Origin of the sequence: Legionella cincinnatiensis, from assembly GCF_900452415.1 — a bacterium.
Taxonomy (GTDB): domain Bacteria; phylum Pseudomonadota; class Gammaproteobacteria; order Legionellales; family Legionellaceae; genus Legionella; species Legionella cincinnatiensis.
Window position 1 is genome coordinate 3,646,092 of sequence record NZ_UGNX01000001.1, and the last position, 23,443, is coordinate 3,669,534.

A 23,443-nucleotide genomic window follows, 5' to 3' on the forward strand; every position below is an offset into this window, starting at 1 on the left:
AATTTGCTATTAATTCAGGGCGAAATTAATTTGCTTCATTACTTTATAAGTTTTAATCGAGGATGCGCAAATAACAAGTTACAGCCGCCTTCGTTTTTTTCATGAAATTGCATGTACTTCTCTCGGCTCAAATCCGCAAGACGTTGGAGTTCATCTGCAGGACTTTTGCGGATAAAAAATAAAGAATTAACTAGCGAATCAATATCCTTATGGTGATGCATCTCATCATTCAAATCCATTCCTCTACTACCATGTACAGTGGTTAATAATGGCATTCCATGAGCCATTGCCTCCACTGTTTTAATATTGATTCCTGTACCACACAGCATGGGGGATACAATCAAATCCATCTGGCTGTAAAATTCTGTAATATTGGGTACATAGCCATGCATGTTTACCCAAGATTTTTTAAAAACATTCATTTTAGAATCGAAAATCCTTTTGGCAACTGCTTGGTTAACTTCTCCAGCAACATGAATTACAAAGGGTAATTCTTCTTCTTTTTGTAAATAGCGATTTATACTTTCCAAAAACTTCTGTACCACAGCCAGATTAAACTGATTATTACTGGCAACAATACCAATATTATCTAAGGAGGAAAATTTTTTATTTAAGAATTTAGGAGAAGTAATGTGAGAAATCACTACCGCGTTTTTCTGACCAGAAACAGTTTCAAAGTATCTCGCCTCTTCATCAGTGATTCCAATGACCAAATCAGCTCTTCTTAAATAAGTACCTTCCTCTTCTGGGGTACATGAAAAGTGGCCTATGGGTAATTTATTAAGACGCAACATTTCGGAACGACTTCCCATTTTGTCATGGGTATCGATTACTTTTAAAATATAATTAGGAATAAATTCAAGCAATTTTGATTGATATATGTAAGAACACAAAATAAGATCGATATCATAACGCTTACATAAAAAATAAATATGCTCTCCAATACCCTCTTTGTACCAACCATCATAGGGAACAACACCAAAACTTACCATTGCCTTATTACAAGGAATAATATCTAAGGTAGTAAATTGACGTTCCATTGCCTGCAAGTCGGCTTTATTATATTCAGAGTTTTCTAACATCACGAAATGAATCTTATGCCCCATTCCTTCAAATTTTTTAATAAGGTTACAGATTCGAGCACGATTGCCATGATTAGCAGGATAAGTAGGAATAGGAGAATAATATAATATATTTAAACGATTTGTTGTGCGTCGATGATAGGCTGCTCTAGGTGGAGTCTGCTCTGCTCGCATCATTGCCACATGCCAGGAAGAACCAAATTTAGAATAATTTTTTAAAGCATAGTTCCACTTTTCTATAAATAATTTTTTATTCTTCTCCAAAAGATTCTGATAGGTAGGTCCATAAGTCTTATGGAGAAAGTGTACTACTTCGGAACTAGGTTGATAAACCACTCTCATTCCTTGCGCATGAGCGTTCATCGCTAAATCTGTATCTTCGTAATAAGCATTTTTATAGCGAGGATCAAATCCCCCCACAGAGTCCCAAAATGATTTTCGAATAAGAATAGAACACCCAGAAATATAATCAGCATCACGTTGGACATTCAAAAAAGAAACATCTCGACGACGACCATACCCAATATTCTGAGTAGTACCATTTTGAAATATTATAGAACCTGCTTCCTGAATCTTTCCGCTTGGACATAAAATCTTAGAGCCAACGATCGCAATACCTTCCTCTGCCTCTATGGTTTGGTATAAACTTTCTAACCAATTAGGCAATACTATAGTGTCGTTGTTAAGTAATAAAAGATAACGTCCTCGAGCTTTTTGTGCCGCATGATTGCAATTTTGTAAAAAACCACTATTTTTATCCGTTTTAATAACAATTAAACCCGGATACAGTACAGCTGCATTAACTGTTTCATCGGTGGAGCAATCATCAGCCAAAATTAGTTCATAATTTATCTTGCCATCGCATGTATTTAAAATAGAGTTTAAACAAGCACAAGTTAATTTCCATTGATTGTAAACGGGAACGATAATAGAAACAGCTATATCTTTATGGACATGAGGAAAAGGGATGGGTTGTGAAGGCTGTCGTTGGCAATGGCGAATAAACGCCTTTAATGAATGTCGATGAGAAATAAAAGAAAACTCATTCCTTAGTAGTGCGCGTATTTTTTTTTTCAAAAAAATAAAATAATCACAAAAATAAGCAATGCAGTCTAAAAAAAAATTGATTAATCTCCAAGTAAAAGAGCTTTCTTTAATTTTGATGTAAAAATTAGGCATGATAAGAATCTGTCTCTATCCGTTGCGCACTTCTTTTTTTATTCATTCACCTTAGCACTGATAAGGTACCATGAATTTATAGTGGATTAAATGTACTCCCATATTCGAGGAAACATTTTCGCTCTTATAATCAATATTTAACACAAAGTTCCAAATAGAAGAGCTCAATTAATAAGTGGAATCATCTTAAATTCCGTATAGATAGTTTTTTTCCAATAATATCATCTCCATATTCTTATTCTTCATTCTAAGTGATACTATTTGAACACTTTGTGTTAGAAAATCATTCTAAGAAGGGAGTCAGAATGAAGATATATGAATTTCGGCAACTATTAAATGAATATGATCAAACATGGTATGCACGTAAATCGATTTATGGCGATCATGAAAGAGCTCAAAAACTAAGACAACATTTAAAAAAATTTGCTAAGAAGCAAGATGATTATGAATTAACTCCTGCCGATATTTTTAAACTACTCCAAAAAATTCCTGAAATCACTGCAACAGACAGTAACTTACAACTCATGCAGTCCCTAAGAAAAAAGCTTGATACACATTATTTATTGGATATCTATGTAGTTTTAAATAATGCTGGAATGATTGATGAAAACAATTTTCCAACTATTTATACTCTTTCATTTGAAAGTCGCTCTCTTTTGCACCGCTTATTTTGTGGTCTTCCATCACAACGAATTCGGGTAAATCGAGAAATCCTTGCCGCAGTTTTAACACTTGCCTCACAACTACCTCATTATTGTGAAATCATTGAGCGGTCTTTACGATTTTTAGAGAGTAAAAATCATCTCACATCCACTGCACTTAATTTACTTACAAACAAAACGAATGAATTGACCACTGTTGTCACGTTATTACAGGAGCTTGATAAAGCCAACTGCCTCAACGATGAATGTTTAAAACATTTTGTACGCCGAGAATCCCTGTATTCGATGGACACCTTAATGTCATTATTGAATCATGCAAAAATTGCCCTCAATGAAGAGTTAATTCAACAAATAGGCACAAATGATCAGCTTCATTATCTCATTGAAACGCTATCCACCTTACTTAGCACGAAAGAGTTTCATTTAAACATAGAACATGTGGCATTACTCTTAAGGCAAGATTTTACTTTTTTCATAGGGAAAAACTCGGTTTTAAAATTACTCTTGAAAAATGACCTGCTAGGCCACCAAGCATTTGACTATGTGTGTACTCATGATGTTTTCTCATTTGGGCAAATATTAGAAATCTTATCGGATAAGTCTTTGTTAAAGGATAATCAAGAAATAATTCATGCGATTATTAATAAGGAGTTTGATAATTATCAATTTTATAAGGCCATTAATTATTTAAAGAAAGCAGATTTATTAGACTCAAACACCCTTACTTTATGCTTTAAATTAATGGGGGCTAAAAGCGATTTATTTAACAAAAGCATTCTTAATTTCTTTGACTTATTCGAGACAAGCCATTTTTGTGTGAATCACGAAGAATTAGACGTTCTCTTATCTTTATCGGGTGCAAATCTACAACGATTTTATGGAGTGCTATCAAGGCTTAGCTCAGGTAAGCTGTTAGATCATCAGTCATTTGCAAAAGCATTGCAAAGGGTCACCGAGAAATTACCTCCTGTTTCAGAATCTATAGTGAGCAAAAAAAGCAAGAAAGAAACGAATACGCCGCGCTCTGAGTTTCTCGTAGATAATAAACACTCTTTCTTCACAAAAGATGATGATTCTTGTGACAGTGGTGGTTTTGGCAAGGTCAAAAAAGGTTATCGTTTTCTCGATTCTAACGAACCTCTGTATGGAATTAAAAAATTAAACGAATCCGATCTTAATAAAGCACAAAAAGCAGCGATTCGAGAAATTAAATATCATCGTTTATTGGGACGAGAAGCATTTTATTTTTCCCACAAAGAAAAAGCACATATTGCTTCTGAATGGCAACGTGAACTCAGTTTAGATCATTATCATGCGCATGAATTGGTATCAATCCCCATAGAGAAAAGATTGCGCTGCTTAAGCTCTGGCTTATCTGATCTCAATACCTTACACCAACACTATCGCATCCATGGAGATGTTAAGTGCCAAAATTTTATTCTTAATTTAAGTAATGAAGCGATGAAGCTTATTGATTTCGGAACCTCCCATAAAAGAGGCTCAACTAAATCGTTTGGATGGACCCCTGCATATGGAGATCCCCATACTTTTGGCGATCATTTCTGCAAAGATTTGTATGCCATGGGGCTTGTAACGATGTATCTATTTCCGGAAATCTATACAATTTCTTTTGAAAATGGCAAAGCAAGCTTCTCTGTTTCTAAGTCTAACTTTACTCTTATCGAACAAGCAATTGTTAATCTTGTTCATGCAATGATGCATTCAGAAACTCACTTAAGATGCACTAGTGAGCGTGCATTAAATTATTGCAATGAGCTCCTCACTCATTTTAATCAAATAGACGCCTCCCTTTTAGAATCCATAGCCAACGCGAGCATTAATCGTGCTCATTCGACTCTTGAGGACAAACTGCGTATGTGATTGACAACTGTTAGGATAAATAACAAAATTAGCAGATTTGAACCATTAAAGATTCTATGAGAATTTATGCATTCTTGTTTGCCTTAATTTATTGCACCTTTATTCAGGCAAATCCTGTGATCGCTTTTGAACGATCAGGTTTCATTTGGACAGCCAATATTGATGGTAGTAATGCTCGAAAAATAACTGCAGGTTATATACCTGAGATTTCACCGGACGGAAAATACATTGCCTATAATAAAGCCGATAATCAATCACCAAACCGCTATCTAGCAATCGTAGAATTGAAATCAGGTAAAGTAACCCAATTGCAACATATACCCTCCCAAAATAATTTTAATCCCGTGTGGTCTCCTGACAGTAAAAGATTATTATTCAATACCTTTATCGATAATAATTGGTATCTAGCCCTAATCAATGCTGATAGCAGTGGTTATCGCCTGCTAAAAAATACCCAAAATAAATACAGCCCCGCCTGGGGTCACGATGGAAAATCTTTTTTGAATCATGACCTTGATGCAATCTATTGGATGAATCTTGACGGCATGCTCCTAAAAAAATGGCCCATCAACACACTTATCCCTCACGGAAGCATGAGTAGTGCCTCACAAATCCACGTCTCTCCAGATGGAAAAATACTACTTATGGATGTAGATATGGATGAAGAAATTCATGAAAAAACCTGGGAAGGGCCGCCCCCAGCCTTATGGACACTTGATCTTGAATCAGGAAAAACCACAAGAATTACTCCCAAAGGAACGCTAGCGTGGAACCCTTTTTGGATTACCTCACAAGAGTTCCTTTTCCTAAAACAAGGCAAAAACAAGCAAACCCTGGCACTATATCGTGGCTCGCTAGAAAATCGTGTAGAGACCTTTTTATTAAACGATGTGCAAGCACCCAGTATTTCACACTAGGTGGTCACGGTTAATGATTTTTTCGGAGAAATGTTCAACGAATGATGCATAAATGACAACGCATAAAGAAAGGTTTCTCCAAATTTTCTTGTCTGGTTCCTCATTCACATGATAGCTTAGGCTTATTAGCTGAAGACAAGAGTTACGTGTTTTTGCTCAATAATAATAAATAAGAAGCGAATGCAATGGAAAAAATGAAAACCCTACTATGCTGCTGTATTTTATTTTTTCAGATATATCAAGTCCATGGAAAAACAACAAATAATTCTTCTGTTGCATCCCATCAACAAAAAATAATTAATTATAAAGAAGATGATTTTATTATAGCTAAATATCACTTTACCAACGGTCAAATCCTAAATAATCTACGCATACATTATATTACATTAGGTACTCCCCAAAAAAACAATCAAGGTGAAATTACCAACGCCATTCTATTTTTACACTGGACTGGTGGTAGCGGGAAAGAAATGTTTGAGCATTTTCAAAAAGCATTATTAACTCCAGGGAAGCCTTTTGATGCCAATAAGTACTTTCTAATTTTCCCAGATAATATAGGTCAAGGACAATCAAGCAAACCGAGTGATGGCTTACGCATGGCATTTCCCCATTATAATTATCATGATATGGTGGAATTGCAACATCAACTGGTTACTGAACAATTAAAAATTTCTCATTTAAAGATGATTGTTGGTACTTCAATGGGAGGTATGCATTCTTGGATGTGGAGTGAATTATATCCTGACTTTATGGATGGAGTCATGCCTATTGTTTCTCTTCCTCACGCAATCGATGGGCGAAATTTATTATGGCGGCAAATCGTTATTAACAGCATTAAAAATGATCCGTCGTGGTGTAACGGTAATTATAAGACTCCTCCTTATGGAATAAAATCAATCTGGCCGTTAGTAGCAATGATGGTTGATGGTGTTCCTCATATGCAACGCATCATTGCCAATGAAAAAGATGCAGCCAACTACATTGATAAAGCGATTTCAGACAGTACAAAACAAGATGCCAATAACATAATTTATGTGATGTCCGCTTCTAAAGATTACAATCCAGAACCTTTGTTACATACCATAAAAGCCAAGATATTTGCTCTGGACTTTACTGATGATGCATTAGACTCACCCGAATTTTATCAAATACCAGGGTTAATGAAGCACGTAAAACATGGGCAATGGACGTTACAAAAAGGAACACCCTTTTCATACGGTCATTTTACTTTGTTACATCCAGAATTATGGATAGACCAAGCAGAGCATTTTGTGCAATGGGTGAATCAATAAAATATTAGGTTGTTGACAATTGCATCACATTGTCTTACTGATAATAGATTCTCGCCTTTTTCTCTCAGCTCTCACCTCTTCCGAATTATCACGTAGATATGCGAGCTTATTTTTTTCAACACTCAGTGTCTGTTCTGTATACGCCCTTGACGTTAAAATACACTGATTCTTAAATTCATCGCCAATATGATTTGCGACATACGTTGATGCTTCAGCGCCTCCATGGCCATCATAAACTCCAAGCAAAAAGGCAGGAGTATTATAAGTTATCGTTTGTATTGCAATACTAATATTATCGCATGAACCCTTTGTTTTTGCTTTGTATGCCAATGCTTTTGCTATTTCTACTTCCGGTTGCTTTTTATTTGATTTTATAATCTCATGTAATGATTGATATAAAAATTGCTCATGATCTCTTTTAGTGTCACTACGTGCGCCATCAGTAAATCCATCACAAGTTGTGATAATTTGTACCTTCCCAATTGCCTCGCGGCTTAAGTTACATTTTTTTGCAAGATCCTCAATACTTGTAATGTCAATTGTTGCTTCAGAATAAACCCCATGTTGCTTGAGCAACTTATCACCAAGAGCACGTGAAATAGCGAGCACACCATCAACCCTATCCCACACAACAGTTCCTCCTGTTTGCTCAATTCGCAGCGCTTCTTCTGGATCCGTAGGTTTATGAGTAACGGAATTTAACCGGACCACTCCTAAGAGATGTTCCTCTTTATCATAAATTGCCGCAAAAGATGCAGCATCCGCTAAAGTTGCTGTAATTAAATTACCTCGCCCATCAAATACTGTCGTCGAAGCAGTGGTTCCATCCGTGTATTCCATCTTTAAAATTTGCTCGTCTAAAGTTCGATAAGTTGTCCATAAGCGTTGGCCAATTTCTTCGGGATTTAATGAACCTAAGAGTTGCTCGAATGTTTCCCATATCAATGCATCTTCTTGAGCTGAGCGCAGGGGAGCATTTTGCATTTCAAAGTAACCGAATGGCATATGTTTATCCTGGTAGCTTACATTTTCAGCTTCAGCTTGGTCGTATTTTCCAGGATGAGAAATAATCGTGGGCACGTTTAATCCTAATTCGAGTCTAATTTGATAATTATAGGTAAATGCAAAGGGAATCTGAGAGTTATCAAATTTATTATTAAAATAATATTAATTTATGATAATTTTTTATTTAAAAACCCAACATAGTTCAAATTAAAATCAAAATGTAGACTTTAAGAAACAATATTGCAATCATTAAGAAACCAAGGATAATAAGTTCTTTTACTCACCGAGGAAGTAATATGCTGTCATTGGATAATGTAAGGTCTTTCTTAAATCAAAAAACAGATTACTTGATTAATTGGAACAGGCCGGGAAGCTTATTTTTTAGCAATCACCGCTACTCAACCCGAGAATTCATAGAACGAGGTTTCGTCATTACCTGCACAGCTGCTGGTGGTTTTTTAGCGTGGAACAAAAGTGAAGAAGGAGGCGTCACCCCATTTGCATTAGGCGCTTCCTTAGCATTTCTTCTTTCTCATACTGTCACTATGTCTCCTTTAATCTATAAAAGATTAAAAGCAAAATGGAGTTGTGAAGAACACATTAAAACCATCAACAGTAAATTGAGTGATGAAGATAAGGATTTTGCCTTATTAGTCAACCAGGTGATCGAGAAAATCACGACTCATGCAACAGAGAAAAGCCCTTCCGCAGTTTGGGGAAAAAGGGATCGCTTGTTAAAAAATCTTGAAACATGGATAGATGAAGAAGAACATAGCATGCTCAATGATGTTTTAAAAAATGAAGAAATAATTTCCCTTTTAGATCACGGTATCTTTCCTCAAGCTGAGCCATTAACGATAAAATCTCTGTAAGAAATCGATGTAGCCCCTATGGCAGTAGCATAAGGGGTTTATATTTTGAGGAGTGTATTTCAGCAAAAATACCGCTTAGTAATACTCAAGAGTTCGTAGCCAAGATGCAGGTTTCAAAAATTCTCTTGTTTTCGAGTACAAAATGTTTGATGAAGTAATAGTGGGTTTTATAAGAGGGGTATTTCGGTTTTTAGGATGGCTTATTATCGATGTAATCTTTGATCTTTTTATTGATCCATTTATTTATTCAACAGGCAAAGTGACACTTAGAGTAATTACTCTGGGACAATGCCGCTTTGATAACCCCTCTAAGCTGACAAAATTTTTCATTTACAGTACTGGGGTTATCATCCTCCTTGCGGGGCTTTATTTAGCGCTTTATATCGCCTTTATATTTATTAAAGATGCCTGAATGCATTATCCAATACATGCATTCTTGGCTTGTACAAACTCTTCTGAGGGCGCATTCATAATTTCGTAAACAGCATCACGTAATTTTTCGGGAACATTAATCGAAAAAATTGGCAGGATGTCTTCTTCATTCTCTTTGTCTGTTGCGAGACAAATGCTTTGCTGTTGTCTTGTAACGCCGTAACTGTCTTTTTGATAATAGGCTACATTTTTTCCTTCTGCCAGGCCAATGCCTCTTCCCTCATCTACATAATAAAATCCTGCTTTCTCAATAAGCTCTTTAATTTTCTTGTATTTCATCACATGATCTGCTTTATTTAAAAGCATGGATTGTAATTAAAAATCACTTAACTCACAATCCTGTTATTTATTTTTTTATTAATAAAAACTGGGCCTTTGAGGGTATAAAGTACGGGGTTTAAGCTAAAGTTTCAATTTTCAACTTGCTTAAAAATTAAAAATGAATAATAGTTGACTCACTTCTACTTATATAGTTACAGAATCTCCTACGCATCACTTCTGGGAAATTCTACTTTTAACGGTTTTTATTTTGCGAGGGGTACCATCATGAGTAGTAAAAATTATAATTGGCGAGCATATTTGGTTTATTCCATCATGATGCTTATTTTACCTGCTATTGCTGATGCCCATAGAGAGCATTTGGAGCGCTATAAAAATGGACCGGTAGAGCGTCCCTACGAACATCACAATTACCAAAATAAGGTGATTAAACACAAAAATACTAATATCAATGTAAATAATGTTAATGTAAACAAAAACGTTAATGTGAATGTTCATAAAGGTGTAAAACCAGGGCATTATTATTATAAAGGAAAGAATTACAATTATTACCATAATGGTAAATATTATAATTACCATTACAATAATAACTATTATGTATATCGCCATAACGGCAGATATTATAATTACTACCATAATAATAACTATTATGTGTATTACAATAATGGACGCTATTACAATTATTTCTATAATGGCATGTATTATTTATACTTTATTAATGGCGTTTATTATAACTACTTCTATAAAGGCAGATATTACAAAACTTGTGTGCCCGTACCTGGAAAACCAGCAGAAATGATATGCCATTAAACCTTCTGGATAATCTAAAGAAATCATACTCTCTGGAGGTTGGCGCCATTAGCCAACCTCAATACTCTTAAAAAGCGGAATTTATTCTGCATATAGCCGTGAATCGTGAGAAAACATTTTTATTAATGAAAAATATTCAGGTGAAGCAAAAGAATAATGTAAAAGTTTCTTGTTCTAATTTAGCGACATAAAAGATACTTCTATGCCCTTTTATGTCGAACTCATGTTAATTTAATTACCTTAGTCATACGGATTAATTTATTAATCTTAATTTCCAACGAGCTGCATTCTGCAACAAGTAAATTAAGCATCAACGATAATAGCTTTTCATCCGGTGGAGATGTCCTCTCAGGAGCGGCAAGTAAATGGCGGCTACGTTTTAAAGCAAAAAGATTTTCTTCCAACTTATTTAATAGGTTACTTAAAAAGAGAAGGCTCTCCTTATCTCTTTCATTGATTTTTACTCCCTCATAAAGAATTAATGCGATTATCGAGGCGTAATAACGAAAAATATGCCGGAAAGATTGCAGAATGTCTGTGGAAACTTGAGTAAATCCAGAATCCTTGCTTATTTCAACTTGGGCCTCATTAATTAAGGTTTGAAAGCGAAGAATCAGGGCTAAAACATTTGATTCGCACTGCATTAAATGTTTGGATAAGTCTGTTGTTGAGTCGTCTATATTGGCAAGGTAGGTAGATAAAGCGGCATATTCGTTTAGAAATTTCTGCATTTCTAAAATGAGCACTTTTGTAGCCCGAGTTGGAAAAAAAAACCGTAATGTAAAGAAGCCGATTAATATCCCAATAATTACATTAGTTGGACGCATAAAGACAAAGGTAAAATCATTATAATTAATAAGACAAATAGCGAGAGTGACACAACCCAAAATTCCAATATAACTTTGTTTCGTTCCTAAAAATAAATACGTATATAAAAAAATCCCTATAACAAATCCAATAATATTCATAAGATAAGCATTATGAAAAAGCAAAATAACAATAAGGCTATATAAGGCACTACTAATGGTGGCGATCGCTCGCATAGAACAGCGAGTCAACGAAGCTCCAATAGTGCGTTGTTCAAATAAAACAATAAATAAAGAAATATAAACCCAGGTGGGCTCAACAATCTCAAAATACGTTGTAATGATTAAAGCGATAATCATGCTGATGGCCATACGTGCGGCCATTATTGTTTTTTCGGAAGTCACTTCCATAAGAAAATTAATCCTTAAGAAAATTATATCTTGATAATGACATAACAAGTTGCTCCAATAGGCAGTGGGTAATGTTTGGCATCATAATCATCGATCTTAATCTGTACCGGAAAGCGCTGAGGCAAAAGTATCCAATTATTAGTACCATTGGTTACTGTTTGTAATTGCGTTTTAGGGTTGGTCATTTGGCGGTTAGCGGCCCAAGCACCAGATACTATCGTGCCATGATATAATTTCGTAGCAAAGTACATACGAGGAATAATGTAGACTTTAGCGCCCGTTTTGACCAGGCGCAAATCAATTTCAGTAAAATTAGCCTGAATGTAAAAATTATCTGTATCTACAAAAGAAAAGATGGGTTTATTAATTTCTATGGGTGTTCCCAAAGATAAATACATATTTTGAATACGGCCATTACTTTGGGCATAAACAGTCGTTTGCTCTAAATTAACCTTGGCATAACGCATTTTATAAATTAATGCTTTAATCTTGTGTTGCAAACTCTGAATATTTTTTTCATCCACGCTAATTTGCTGCTTTTGCATATTCACTTTGGCTAAACTACCACGATCGTCATAGTGCAAATCTTTAACGTTAATTTCAGATATTGCCCCCGATTTTAAAACCGCTTTATTGCGAAGATAATTTAAGTGAATCCTCTTATATTCTTGATCATACTGTATCAGTAATTGTTTATCTTTTTCTAATTGATGTTGCAAACTTTGCAGATCCACTTTCGCAGTATGCACTTCTTCAATGAGCCGATTATAAGTGAGCTTGTAAGGTTCTTGGAAAACAGTAAATAAGGGTTGCCCCTTATGAACATATTGTTCATTTTCCACATATAAATCCGTAATGTATCCACTAACAATCGCAGCTACAGGGCGAACATTGGCGACAACAAACGCATTATTAGTAAAAGGGATTAAAAAAGAGAAAAAGTAATATAAAACTGCAAGTAAGACCAAGGAAAGCACAACTGTATAAGGTTTTAACTTTCGAAACTTTTGTGTTACCATTTTTTAATATTAGTCATGTTATTTTTATGGAAACCATTTAATTGCGCAGCCTGGCAACACTAATTATTTTAGTCATGACAAGTGCGCTAGTAGCATGCATGCCAAGCGCAAAAAATTCACAACTTTCGTCGATTTATATTCCTGCACATCTGAGAGACTCAAGCAATGATGCATTAAATCGACTCCCTTATCAAGCATGGTGGGAAGATTTTAAAGATCCTCTGCTCAATCAATTTGTCGCAAAAGCACTTCTGTACAATAATAATGTGACAATCGCCAAGCGATCGATTCATGTTGCTCAAGCTGAGCTGCAAACCATACGCTTAAATTGGCTGCCTGGATTGAATGTTTTAATGGGGTTTGCCCAAGATCCTGCTTTGGGAAACCCAGGCGTATTTTACGGTGTTCTTCCCAGCTATTACCAGAATTTCGTTGCACTTTATTTTCAGCAAAAAAAAGCAGAATTTATCTTAAAACGTGCTAAAGCCTATTATCTTGGTGTACGTTTGACTGTTATTGGCGAAGTGATGGGTAGTTATTTTTCGCTACTCGCCTGGAATCATCAATTAGCACTATTGAAACAAATCGAACAAGACAATAAAAAGCTTTTAGTAGCATTAAAAATAGCAAAAAAACAAGGCTTAGCGAATAATTTGCAATTATTAACCGTAACCAGCCAATTACAAAGTATCCTAGGACTGCAGAAACAAGCACAAAACAATATCATCGCCAGCGAAAATGCCCTACGTTATTTAATCAATCAGCCACCAGGAAAAATAAAATCCCGTACGTCATTTATGCATTTACCCAGTAAGGCAGTGCCACTAAATAAGATTAATACTCAAGTTATTCTACGTCGACCGGATGTAATGGTAGCTTTAACCTCGCTACTTGCCGCATGTAGTGGCGTCAATATCGCCGAATCTCAACTCCTTCCAGCCCTAACTTTAGATTATTTTTGGGGCAAGGCGAGTTTAAACGGAACATTTAACAATCCGACCCATTCAGCACCTTATGGTGATATGTATGCAACATTTAACTTATCCCCCTCTTTGTTTGGACAAATTCTCACCAGTAAAGCCATTTTTAATAGAAGTTTGGCAGAATATAATAATGTCATCCAAAATGCATTACGCCTCATTGCCAATAGTATCGCCGCAAATGAGAAGCTGATGGCCAAATACAAGGAAGATTATCTCTCTTTAGCAGCCGTGAAGAAAAGATATCAATTGCAACAAGACCTCTATGCTAAAGGCCTTATTAGCCACAATGATTTGCTCTATAGTAGGATAGAAATTAACCAACAGGCATATCAACTCACAATCAGTAAATTAGAACAATTAATCAGTGTTATTTGTCTTTATGAAGAGTTAGCCGCAGGCATACTGTATCAGGAACAGAATACAGCCTAGTTATATACGGTTTATATGGATTGGACAATTGAAAAAACATAATTTTTATTTAATAACCAGAGGCCCCGGAGCAGGAAAAAGTTCACTTATTATCGTTTATTCAGGAGAATGAAAAATGAATACGTCAAAACACATTCCTTTACCCCAAGATAATGAATTACCTCCAGAAACGGTAGATTTATTAAACAGCCTCCCTCCCTTAAATATTCATCGCTTGCTGATTTTAGCACCGAATACGCATAAACCATGGTTGGACTTTGTTGCAGGTATCTATAAAGGAAACTTTGATCCAAAATTACGTGAAATTGCCATTTGTCGTTATGGATTTAAAACTAATTCGGCCTATGAGCTGCATCAACATCAAGCATTAGCTCGAAAAGTAGGAATTAATTCTGAAGAGTTAGAGATTATATGTACGGAACAAAACGTCGTTTCGTTATCTAATGAAGAGAATTTTATTTGCCAGGTAGTTGATGAATTCGAGGATCTGGCAACATTAACCGATGAAACGTTTGCCAAGTTACTTGAACGTTATAGCATCGCTCTCATTATGGAGTTACTCATGATTCTTGGGCATTATAGCTGTGTTTGCCGAGTACTGAACGCGTCCAGAATTCCATTAGAGGCTGTTAGCCCCCTAGAAACATGTGAATCACCACTGAAGAAATAAATAATAAAAATTAAATGGACCAAATTCTTTGTCTTGTCCTAATTTAACGTGAGTTTCGGATAAAGAATCTATTTAGATCCAGTCTCCATCTCAAACCGTTTGGGCTGAGGAGGCATGTAGGGCTGTCTTGAAGTCTTAACACAGAACTTGAAAATTCGTGCTAAGGCTTCAAGACAGCGCTCCACGCTTCCTCAACTCGAACAGGTCAAAGTAAATCCACGTTCGCTTATACGAAACTCACGTTAATTTATTAAGATAAGTCTCTTGCGCATATCGAGTAGCAATAATCGCAATAATGGCCCAAAATAAAATATAGAACGCTGGGGCATACTTATTTCCCGTTAATTCAACTAACGTTAGGGCGACTACAGGTATTGTCCCACCAAAAAATGCCTGACCTATATTGTACCCAATAGATACGCCGCTGGCTCGAATAGCTGTGGGAAACATTTCGGCAAGGATAGTAGGCACTGTAGCATTCAAAGGTGCAAGCATTATGGCTAACAATATTTCTCCTGCAAGTACATGCCACCAAGTGCCACTCAAAAAAAGAATAAATATAGGATAGATAAAAATTAAAATACCGAAAGCACCGAACAAAAAAATCGGTTTTCTACCAAAGAAATCGGATAATAATCCCATAAAAGGGATCAACACCGTCAAAACGAATAAGGCAATAAAGTTAACAACTAACGCATCTTTTAATAAAAATCCTTCTGATTTGACAAGAAAGCTTGTTATATAAGCAATAAGTAAATAATTACTGATAGCCATAATGCTGGTAAAAATAATAGCCAACAATAACTTGCGGCGGTATGCAGAAAAAACAATTTTTACAGGAAGTTCTGTAGTATGCTTGGTATGCAAAAAAGTGCTAGGCTCCACGCTTGTCACTCGTAAATAAATTCCTATGACTCCGAGTAGTGCACCTATCAAATAAGCCAAGCGCCATCCCCAGTCTCTAAGAATATCATCAGCAACTAAAACACTTAGAAAAGAAGCAGTTAATGATCCCAAAAAAATGCCTAGAAAAGCGGTGCTTAATACTAAACTTCCTGCAAAACCTCGTCGATGATCCGCCATATGTTCAATAAGAAAAGTAGTTGAACCAGGAAGTTCCCCGCCCACAGCTATTCCTTGAATTAATCTAAAAAAAACAAACAATAGAGGTGAGGTGATACCTAAAGTATTAAAGCCAGGAATTAAAGCAATACACGCTGTAGAAAAAGTCATAATAGACATTGAGAGAATTAAAGTTTTTCTTCTTCCAATATGATCCGCATAATGTCCTAATAATATCCCTCCTAAAGGACGCATAAAAAAACCTACGGCAAACACACCAAACGTAAGAAGGAGAGAAACAAAGTATATCTTGGATGGAAAGAATAATTCGGCAAATAAGGGAGTAAAATTAGCGTAGAGAAGAAAATCAAACCATTCCAAAGTATTTCCGTATAATCCTGCAAAAATACTTTTTTTCTTATTAAGAGTCATCATATTATTTTTTTTTAATAGCCCTTATTTCTTTTATAGACTATTTTTAATATTTGTTTCCATTCTTTGAACTAAAATAATCTCGCAATCAATTGCGTATCTACTTACAAATCCCAAAAACGTCTTTTTTGAAAACGCCCATAAGTTTCTCCCTAATCAATTGTCCTTTATAATTTTCGAGAGCAATAGAGCAGCAAATTGAGTATTATGTGTTAAGAATTAGAATGCTCCATTCTTAAAACCAAGGGATTAACTTAATCGATTGGATAAAAGTGATATTAATGAGTCAAAAATGAAAATAGTTATCAAAGTCGGAACCCAAAGTATTTTATCAAGTGATGGCACTCCATTTGAACCCATTATGCTCCACTTAGTGGAACAAATTGTCACACTCCAAAAAGCCGGCCATCAAGTTATATTAGTAAGTTCAGGCGCAGTTGCTTCGGGTCGAAAAGTTGCATGTCAATTTTTTGATCGCCAATATGGGAGTTCGATAGGGGAAAAACAAGTTTTGGCGTCCTTAGGTCAATATGAGCTAATGCATCTTTATGCTTCGATGTTCAAAAAATATAATATGCTTGCCTCACAATTGTTGCTTACGAAACAAGATTTTCAAACAAGACAACACTATTTGAATATTTCAAGATTACTACGTGAAATTTTAGAGCATAAGAATATTGTACCCATTATCAATGAGAATGATAGTGTTGCTATTGCAGAATTAATGTTTACTGATAACGACGAATTATCAGGTCTTATAGCTGCAATGATAAATGCAGATAAACTCATCATTTTAAGTAATGTTGAAGGGGTATACACGAAACACCCCAATGAAGCCGGCTCAGAACTTATTTCAATGATCCATCCCCAAAATGATTGGCCTGAAGTTTCCGAGGTAAAAAGCCTTCATGGCAGAGGTGGGATGATTAGCAAACTTGGGACAGCGCGCAGAATGTCGAATTTGGGAGTAACAACGCACATAGCAAGCATTAATCAACACGCGGTAATTATGCGCATCCTCAGTGATGAATCTTTGGGTACTACTATTTTGCCTGCTAAAAAAAGATCAAATATAAAAAGATGGATTGCGTATGGTGAAAAAAAATTAGGAACAATCACTATAAACGCTCACCTTGTCGAAATTATAAAAGAAAATAAGCGAATTATCAGTATATTACCCGTCGGTATTGAAAAATTTACTGGCGATTTTAAGCGCGGCGACTTAATAGAAATACTGACTCCTACTAATGAAAAAATAGGGATTGGACTTGCTAAATACGATGCAATTAAATTAAATGAATATTTAGGTCATTCCGCAAAACCGGAGTTTATTCATTATGATCATTTACATATTTTTTAAGGTGCTCTCATGATTGAAGAAGTCACTAACCAACTTAAAGCAACTAAAAAAGACAGCTATAGCTTAAGATTTGTTAATGAAGAAAAACGAAACCAAATATTATTGGAGCTTGCACAACGATTACGAGATTCTGTAAAGCAAATCATTGATGCAAATAAAAAAGATCTGGTGTTGATGAGTAAAGATGATCCCAAGTACGATCGTTTACTCTTATCTAAAGAACGAATTGAAACGATAGCGTCGGATATTGAAACAGTTGCCTCTTTACCCTACTCACAAACAAAAATCCTAGAACAAAAAAAGCTTCCCAACGGCTTAAGCATTCAGAAAGTTTCTGTTCCATTAGGAGTTGTGGCGATCATTTATGAATCACGCCCTAATGTAACCATTGATGCATTTACATTATGTTTTAAAACAGGTAATGCCTGTGTTTTAAAGGGTGGAAAGGAAGCTCACCATACTAATCTATTTTTGGTTTCATTGATTCATCAAATGCTCAATAATCACAACATCAGTAAAACTATTGCCTATTTATTACCTTTAGAACGAGAAGCAACTCATATTCTTTTGAAAGCCAGTCAGTTCATTGATGTGTGTATTCCAAGAGGAAGTCAATCATTAATTAATTTTGTACGTGAACACGCAAGAATACCTTTTATTGAAACAGGTGCTGGAATTGTTCATATTTACTTCGATCAAAGCGGTGATCTAGAGAAAGGTCGTTTAATTATTGATAATGCGAAGACAAGAAGAGTGAGCGTTTGCAACGCCCTGGACACATTAGTAATCCATAAAGCTCGACTGATTGATTTACCCTTAATCGTAAAGTCGCTTGCTGATAAAAATGTTGAAATTTTTGCCGATCAATTAAGTTACCAAGCACTAAAATCATTTTATCCAAAAGAGTTGCTCCATAAGGCAACGCCAGATGACTTTGGTCAAGAGTTTCTCTCTTATAAAATGGCAATAAAAACGGTTGATTCCGTGCAAGAAGCGGTTAAGCATATTATGGAATATAGTTCTGGTCATAGTGAAGCAATTATTGCCGAAGAGCAAACGACACAAAGTTATTTTCTTGATCATATTGATGCCGCCGCTGTGTATGTTAATGCTTCAACAGCATTTACCGATGGTGGACAATTTGGCATGGGGGCTGAAATAGGAATTAGCACGCAAAAATTGCATGCTCGCGGTCCTATGTCTTTAGATGCGTTAACAAGTTATAAATGGGTGGTCATTGGGGATGGGCAGATTAGATCTTAAATTGTGATAGGAAAACATGCCACAATAATAATCTAATTTGCTTTTGTTCGCCTAAATATTGTATTAATAACTGACTTAATTAAAAAAAGGATTCTAATGCTAATCCGGTTTAAACAAAGGAATGTTTATGTCGCTTTTTGAAATCATTGCCGTGCTCATCACTCTTTCGGCGATGTTTAGCTACATCAATTTTAAACTGTTTAAACTACCTCCGACGATTGGATTGATGGCCATAGCCTTGGTGTTTTCTTTAGGCTTAAATATAAGTGGCATGCTATGGCCTGAAATTATTTCAAATGCCAAAAGCTTTTTGGAGCAGGTTAATTTTAATGCAGCCCTGCTTCATGGAATGTTGGCCTTCTTACTCTTTGCAGGCGCACTTCATGTTAATATTAGTCAACTCGCCGAACAGAAAGTCGTTGTTACTGTACTAGCCCTTATTGGCACCCTTGTATCCACCATCCTTGTAGGTCTGTTAACCTATTGGCTCCTTCATACACTCAACATTCAAATCTCTTTTATCTACTGTCTGCTTTTTGGAGCACTTATTTCTCCTACCGATCCGATCGCGGTAATAAGTATTTTGAAGATTTTAGGTGCACCTAAAAATTTGGAAATGAAAATTGCTGGGGAATCACTCTTTAATGATGGCATAGGAGTTGTACTTTTTCTTGGTATTCTTGAAATGGCCTCAGGTACGCAAGAAATCAGCATCTCACATTTATTAATGCTGTTTGTTACAGAAGCCATTGGTGGAGCCTTATTCGGACTAGTAGCCGGGTATATTACCTATCAAATGTTAAAATCCATAGATAACTATCAAGTTGAAATTCTTATCTCACTAGCCCTGGTGATAGGAGGATATACTTTAGGAGAGCGAATTCATATCTCAGCTCCTATAGCAATGGTAGTAGCTGGTTTACTTATAGGTAACCACGGGCGAAAATTTGCGATGTCCAATAAAACTCGCGAGCACCTGGATACCTTTTGGGAGTTGCTCGATGAGATTCTAAACGCCGTACTTTTCGTTTTAATTGGTCTAGAAGTGCTGGTATTAACCATCAATAAACAATATCTGTTGATTGGGATCATTGCAATTCCGGTAGTCATCCTGGCACGATGGATCTCAGTGGCAATTCCATTAACGTTAATGCGACATCAATTGGACTTCGCACCACACAGTATCAAAATTCTCACCTGGGGTGGTCTTCGGGGTGGAATATCTGTAGCACTGGCTCTTTCTCTACGCGACACAGTTGGAAAAACAAATGAATTTGCCTTCGATGCAATTTTGATGATGACCTATATGGTAGTGATTTTCTCAATTTTATTTCAAGGACTAACTATTGGTCCTTGGGTCAAGAAATTGTATGCAAAAGTTTAAGTGTAATTTGCCAGATTAGCTAATATTATGTAAGTTCGCTATAAAAAATTAACTTACTTTTTTATAGCGAATTGCTTTTAGTTCTTGTGAAAAGGAGCAGCAAATAAGGGATTAGCTTTATCGGCAAGAATTCCACCAGTAATTACCCCATGATAAAAAGGGGATTTCTTATTAATTTCTGATGCATGAAGATTGATTTGATCCCAGCCATGACTTTTTAAATATTCTAAAGAAGTAGCAAATACTACCCTTGGAATATTTGCCCAAACAACAGCGCTTTGACACATGGAACATGGTTCTGCGGTAGTGTATAGGGTAACATTTGACCAATTTACATGGGGATGTTTTTTGATGCAATTATTGATTGCAACCATTTCACCATGAAAAGTCGGATTAACTTTACTAGCATTAAGTCCTCTTGCTAAAATTTTTCCTGTTTTATTATCAACAATAAGCGCAGCAAAAGGAGCTTGGGGATTTTTTTGCGCCAAATCTATCGCAATTTGCATATAGTAATCATCTGATTTTTTGACTTGTGTCGTATTGGAAGCGAAGCACAGTATGTATCCAATCATGAAAAAAATAATAGTAAAATTTTTAATGATTCTCACTTTGTCCTCTTTTATTTATTAGGGAATTTCTGTTGCATAGGCTATTTATATTACAACAGAGAATTTTTCAATCAAGATTACAGAAGCTTAATCCTTAATAAAACCTTAATATTGCATCTTTAAAATCACTCCCATAAAAAATGGTTCATCCATTTGGAATTACCTTGTTGTTTCAAAGTGCTTGGCAACCCTAAACACTTTTCTGGAGAATCGTATGAAGAAAATTGTCATTATCACCCATGCTCCCCAAGGGACCTTAGGTGATCCAAGTTCTGCAGCCAAATTACAGCACTGTCTTATAAATGAGTTCTCTAAGCAAAGTGAGCCAATTGACATCAAGGTGGTTGTCAATGTGAAATCTAAATATGTAGAGCCTGTTAAAAAATTGTTTAAAAGCAATATGCCGTATCAAGTGCTCAATGAATTTAATGAATCTACTTTGATTCCTGAGATTACTGATGCTGATCTCATCATTCTCTACCCTACTCCGCATTTTTTTGATTACTCTACAGCGACGCTCATTGGCAACACCAAGAAACGCGTTCTTGCCCTGGGTGAATACGATATCGATTTAGACTATCAGCACCAATACAGAAGTACTTTTTTTAGTACTGTTGTTGGGTCAATATTCCTTTCTACAGGCGTTGGCGAAAAAAATCTCGGAATTTATCTTAATGAACGAAACCCTTCTTACAAAGATTTATTTGCTCTCATTCATCCAGAAGACTCCTCAAAATTACCTAAAGACTTAAAACAAGGGCAAGGACTGTATTTTGGTTATTTTAATAAAATAGCTAACTCCTGTACGGGCGCAACTCCCGCACGTTTTATTACATTTGCGGCACATAATAATCCCGATCAGAAAGAGATTGATATCATTATTCCCTTGCAGATGAAGGATGCCAGCAATTGCAGTCCAGAAAGTACGATGAACGCATTAAGCGAGAGTAGTTTTGTCGAGAACTTAAAAGGTCTTAAGCAAGTACTCTTAGCTTATTATCCTCCGGCATCCGGTTCTCCACTATACTTGATTTATCATCCGGATGAAGGAACACATTCAGAAATAAGCAAAGAAGAATTTGAAAACCAACAAAATAAATCCGACAAAATTATTCGATTGTTTAATCCATTTCCTTTGCAACAACAGTCCATAGAAGCATTTCTGGAGGTCTCAGAGCCTATTAATCTATTGACTGGCGATCAAAGTATTTCAGAAGCCTTATCTTTTACAAAAACTCCGTTTTATCAGGCCATGTCATGGAAAACAAATTTTTATGAATCCTTGAAAGAAGTGGCACAAAAGAACTCGTTTACGACGCTTTATCGCTGGTTTGAACTCGTTCACGATAAATGTATATCATCGAAAAAACTTGCAGACTTTTACAACAAAAACCAGAAAACACTGAAAAAAGAAACCCAAGATTTTCGCAATTACCTCCTTAAAGAGAAGAACCTATCGCTCAACATTACGGATTACATTCGTTCCATGCTGACCATGCCACCCTATGAACTTTTTAAAACGTTTATTGATAATATGTCTCAAAATTTTAACTATTATGTCAGTGAACAAGGCACATGTAACAAAGCAATCATAGGAAGTATGTCTCTTTTCGATCATCTTAATTTTTATCTGGAAGAAGCAGACACCAATGAAAAAAATAACATGATAAGGTACTTCATAGAACATATAGACCAAATTATCGATGTAAAAACAGAAAGTACGATTCACTTGTTTTCTAAATTAAAATGCATGCACCCAGAAATCAAAATATCCTTATCTTACTCATTCCTTGCCAATATGTTGTGTGCTGAAGGGATAAGCCATACAAGCTCTATTGAATGGAAATGTGACTCCTACATAGAAAGAAATGCGTTAATAGAATTCAAAAAAAATGAAATAGAGTGGCTTAAAAAACCTATGTTAGATATGAATAATATTCCTATCTTCTTGGAATTGATCGAGGAAAGTCAATGTACTGCAAAAGAGAAAGTGAGCTTCCTCCAATTGATCATGAATCATCTTATTTGTTATGTATCTAATTTTTCATCTCATGAAGTCGATTCTTTAATTAAATTTATAAGGCATGAAACAAATCCTGATGTTTTACAACAGATATTTACATTTTTATTCATCACTCCCTGCTCTCAAGATGCAACCCCCTCTATGCTATTTCATAGCAGCAAACCCTGCCCTTACTTTCAAATCCCAGAAAATAAACGCATAGATTTCCTCATGAAAATATTGGTACATCCCCATATCGATAATATTTTATTTAAATTAACTCCCCTAGCGATACAATCTATTTTAGATGAATTACTTTTCTCGAATACTTATGAGAAGCAAAATTTATTTTGGGGCGAAACTGGCAAATGGCTACACCCCCATTTTATTCACCAAATCCTTTCTGTGAGCAGCAAAGAAGAGCAAATGGTAATCACACATTATTTGGAATCAACTTTTAAAATAAGTCCTTATAAAAGAAAGGTTATGATGGATAACATGGAGTATCTCCCCATCTATTTACAAGAGTTCATGAGTTCAACGTGCCTTGTTGATAGCCTTAATTACTCCTATTAATCCAAAAATTGCAGTATTTCGACC

At 35.6% G+C, this 23,443-nt stretch carries 19 protein-coding genes; 12 read left to right on the plus strand and 7 right to left on the minus strand.

Translation table 11 applies throughout. The annotated features are described in order from the left end of the window. Nucleotides 1-38: 38 nt before the first annotated feature. Nucleotides 39-2,261 (minus strand): glycosyltransferase, encoded by a 2,223-nt coding sequence (locus DYH34_RS15950; RefSeq protein WP_058463727.1) that lies wholly within the window; start codon nt 2,259-2,261, stop codon nt 39-41. Nucleotides 2,262-2,566: 305 nt separating this feature from the next. Between DYH34_RS15950 and DYH34_RS15955 the strand changes: the two genes are divergently transcribed. From DYH34_RS15955 to DYH34_RS15965, 3 genes are all read left to right on the plus strand, one after another. After that, nucleotides 2,567-4,804 carry a protein kinase domain-containing protein gene (locus DYH34_RS15955; RefSeq protein WP_058463726.1) on the plus strand — a complete coding sequence of 746 codons (2,238 nt, stop codon included), beginning with the start codon at nt 2,567-2,569 and terminating at the stop codon, nt 4,802-4,804. A gap of 56 nt (nt 4,805-4,860) precedes the next feature. Then, a complete protein-coding gene (locus DYH34_RS15960; RefSeq protein ID WP_083502702.1) occupies nt 4,861-5,721 on the plus strand; it encodes a TolB-like translocation protein in 861 nt (286 codons plus the stop codon). Nucleotides 5,722-5,906: 185 nt separating this feature from the next. Continuing rightward, nucleotides 5,907-7,013: an alpha/beta fold hydrolase gene (locus DYH34_RS15965; protein WP_058463725.1), complete on the plus strand. Its 1,107-nt coding sequence runs from the start codon at nt 5,907-5,909 to the stop codon at nt 7,011-7,013. Between the two features lie 24 nt (nt 7,014-7,037). Here DYH34_RS15965 and DYH34_RS15970 read toward each other — a convergent pair whose 3' ends face one another. Then, nucleotides 7,038-8,093, minus strand: a complete 1,056-nt coding sequence (locus tag DYH34_RS15970; protein ID WP_238589423.1) for a PP2C family serine/threonine-protein phosphatase — start codon at nt 8,091-8,093, stop codon at nt 7,038-7,040. Nucleotides 8,094-8,314: 221 nt separating this feature from the next. Here DYH34_RS15970 and DYH34_RS15975 point away from each other — a divergent pair, with 221 nt between their 5' ends. Both DYH34_RS15975 and DYH34_RS15980 read left to right on the plus strand, forming a co-directional pair. Further along, nucleotides 8,315-8,890 (plus strand): hypothetical protein, encoded by a 576-nt coding sequence (locus tag DYH34_RS15975; protein ID WP_058463724.1) that lies wholly within the window; start codon nt 8,315-8,317, stop codon nt 8,888-8,890. A gap of 142 nt (nt 8,891-9,032) precedes the next feature. Continuing rightward, the gene (locus DYH34_RS15980) at nt 9,033-9,302 is read left to right on the plus strand and encodes a hypothetical protein (RefSeq protein WP_058463723.1); all 270 of its coding nucleotides are present in this window, start codon (nt 9,033-9,035) and stop codon (nt 9,300-9,302) included. Between the two features lie 5 nt (nt 9,303-9,307). Here DYH34_RS15980 and DYH34_RS15985 read toward each other — a convergent pair whose 3' ends face one another. Then, on the minus strand, nt 9,308-9,601 hold the full coding sequence (locus tag DYH34_RS15985; protein WP_065240091.1) for a hypothetical protein: 294 nt from the start codon (nt 9,599-9,601) through the stop codon (nt 9,308-9,310). 267 nt (nt 9,602-9,868) lie between these two features. Between DYH34_RS15985 and DYH34_RS15990 the strand changes: the two genes are divergently transcribed. Continuing rightward, nucleotides 9,869-10,411 (plus strand): hypothetical protein, encoded by a 543-nt coding sequence (locus tag DYH34_RS15990; protein WP_058463721.1) that lies wholly within the window; start codon nt 9,869-9,871, stop codon nt 10,409-10,411. A 221-nt stretch (nt 10,412-10,632) separates the two neighbouring features. Here the strand turns inward: DYH34_RS15990 and DYH34_RS15995 are convergent, their stop codons facing one another. Continuing rightward, nucleotides 10,633-11,628, minus strand: coding sequence for an FUSC family protein (locus tag DYH34_RS15995; protein WP_058463720.1), 996 nt, complete (start codon nt 11,626-11,628; stop codon nt 10,633-10,635). Between the two features lie 23 nt (nt 11,629-11,651). After that, on the minus strand, nt 11,652-12,647 hold the full coding sequence (locus DYH34_RS16000) for an HlyD family secretion protein (RefSeq protein ID WP_058463719.1): 996 nt from the start codon (nt 12,645-12,647) through the stop codon (nt 11,652-11,654). Nucleotides 12,648-12,745: 98 nt separating this feature from the next. Between DYH34_RS16000 and DYH34_RS16005 the strand changes: the two genes are divergently transcribed. After that, complete coding sequence (locus tag DYH34_RS16005) at nt 12,746-14,059, plus strand: TolC family protein (protein ID WP_058463772.1); 1,314 nt, start codon at nt 12,746-12,748, stop codon at nt 14,057-14,059. 115 nt (nt 14,060-14,174) lie between these two features. After that, nucleotides 14,175-14,729, plus strand: a complete 555-nt coding sequence (locus DYH34_RS16010) for a carboxymuconolactone decarboxylase family protein (protein ID WP_058463718.1) — start codon at nt 14,175-14,177, stop codon at nt 14,727-14,729. Between the two features lie 237 nt (nt 14,730-14,966). On the opposite strand, the gene DYH34_RS16015 is transcribed toward DYH34_RS16010, so the two are convergent. After that, nucleotides 14,967-16,223 (minus strand): MFS transporter, encoded by a 1,257-nt coding sequence (locus DYH34_RS16015; RefSeq protein ID WP_058463771.1) that lies wholly within the window; start codon nt 16,221-16,223, stop codon nt 14,967-14,969. A gap of 292 nt (nt 16,224-16,515) precedes the next feature. On the opposite strand from DYH34_RS16015, the gene proB reads away from it, so the two are divergent. The 3 genes from proB to DYH34_RS16030 all read left to right on the plus strand — a co-directional run bounded on the left by proB (nt 16,516) and on the right by DYH34_RS16030 (nt 20,230). Continuing rightward, nucleotides 16,516-17,583, plus strand: coding sequence for a glutamate 5-kinase (gene proB / locus DYH34_RS16020; protein WP_058463717.1), 1,068 nt, complete (start codon nt 16,516-16,518; stop codon nt 17,581-17,583). A 9-nt stretch (nt 17,584-17,592) separates the two neighbouring features. Next, on the plus strand, nt 17,593-18,846 hold the full coding sequence (locus DYH34_RS16025) for a glutamate-5-semialdehyde dehydrogenase (protein WP_058463716.1): 1,254 nt from the start codon (nt 17,593-17,595) through the stop codon (nt 18,844-18,846). A 127-nt stretch (nt 18,847-18,973) separates the two neighbouring features. Further along, complete coding sequence (locus DYH34_RS16030) at nt 18,974-20,230, plus strand: cation:proton antiporter (protein ID WP_058463715.1); 1,257 nt, start codon at nt 18,974-18,976, stop codon at nt 20,228-20,230. A 77-nt stretch (nt 20,231-20,307) separates the two neighbouring features. On the opposite strand, the gene DYH34_RS16035 is transcribed toward DYH34_RS16030, so the two are convergent. Continuing rightward, a complete protein-coding gene (locus DYH34_RS16035) occupies nt 20,308-20,841 on the minus strand; it encodes a nucleoside deaminase (protein ID WP_058463714.1) in 534 nt (177 codons plus the stop codon). Nucleotides 20,842-21,055: 214 nt separating this feature from the next. Between DYH34_RS16035 and DYH34_RS16040 the strand changes: the two genes are divergently transcribed. Continuing rightward, the gene (locus DYH34_RS16040; protein WP_058463713.1) at nt 21,056-23,419 is read left to right on the plus strand and encodes a hypothetical protein; all 2,364 of its coding nucleotides are present in this window, start codon (nt 21,056-21,058) and stop codon (nt 23,417-23,419) included. Nucleotides 23,420-23,443 lie beyond the last annotated feature (24 nt).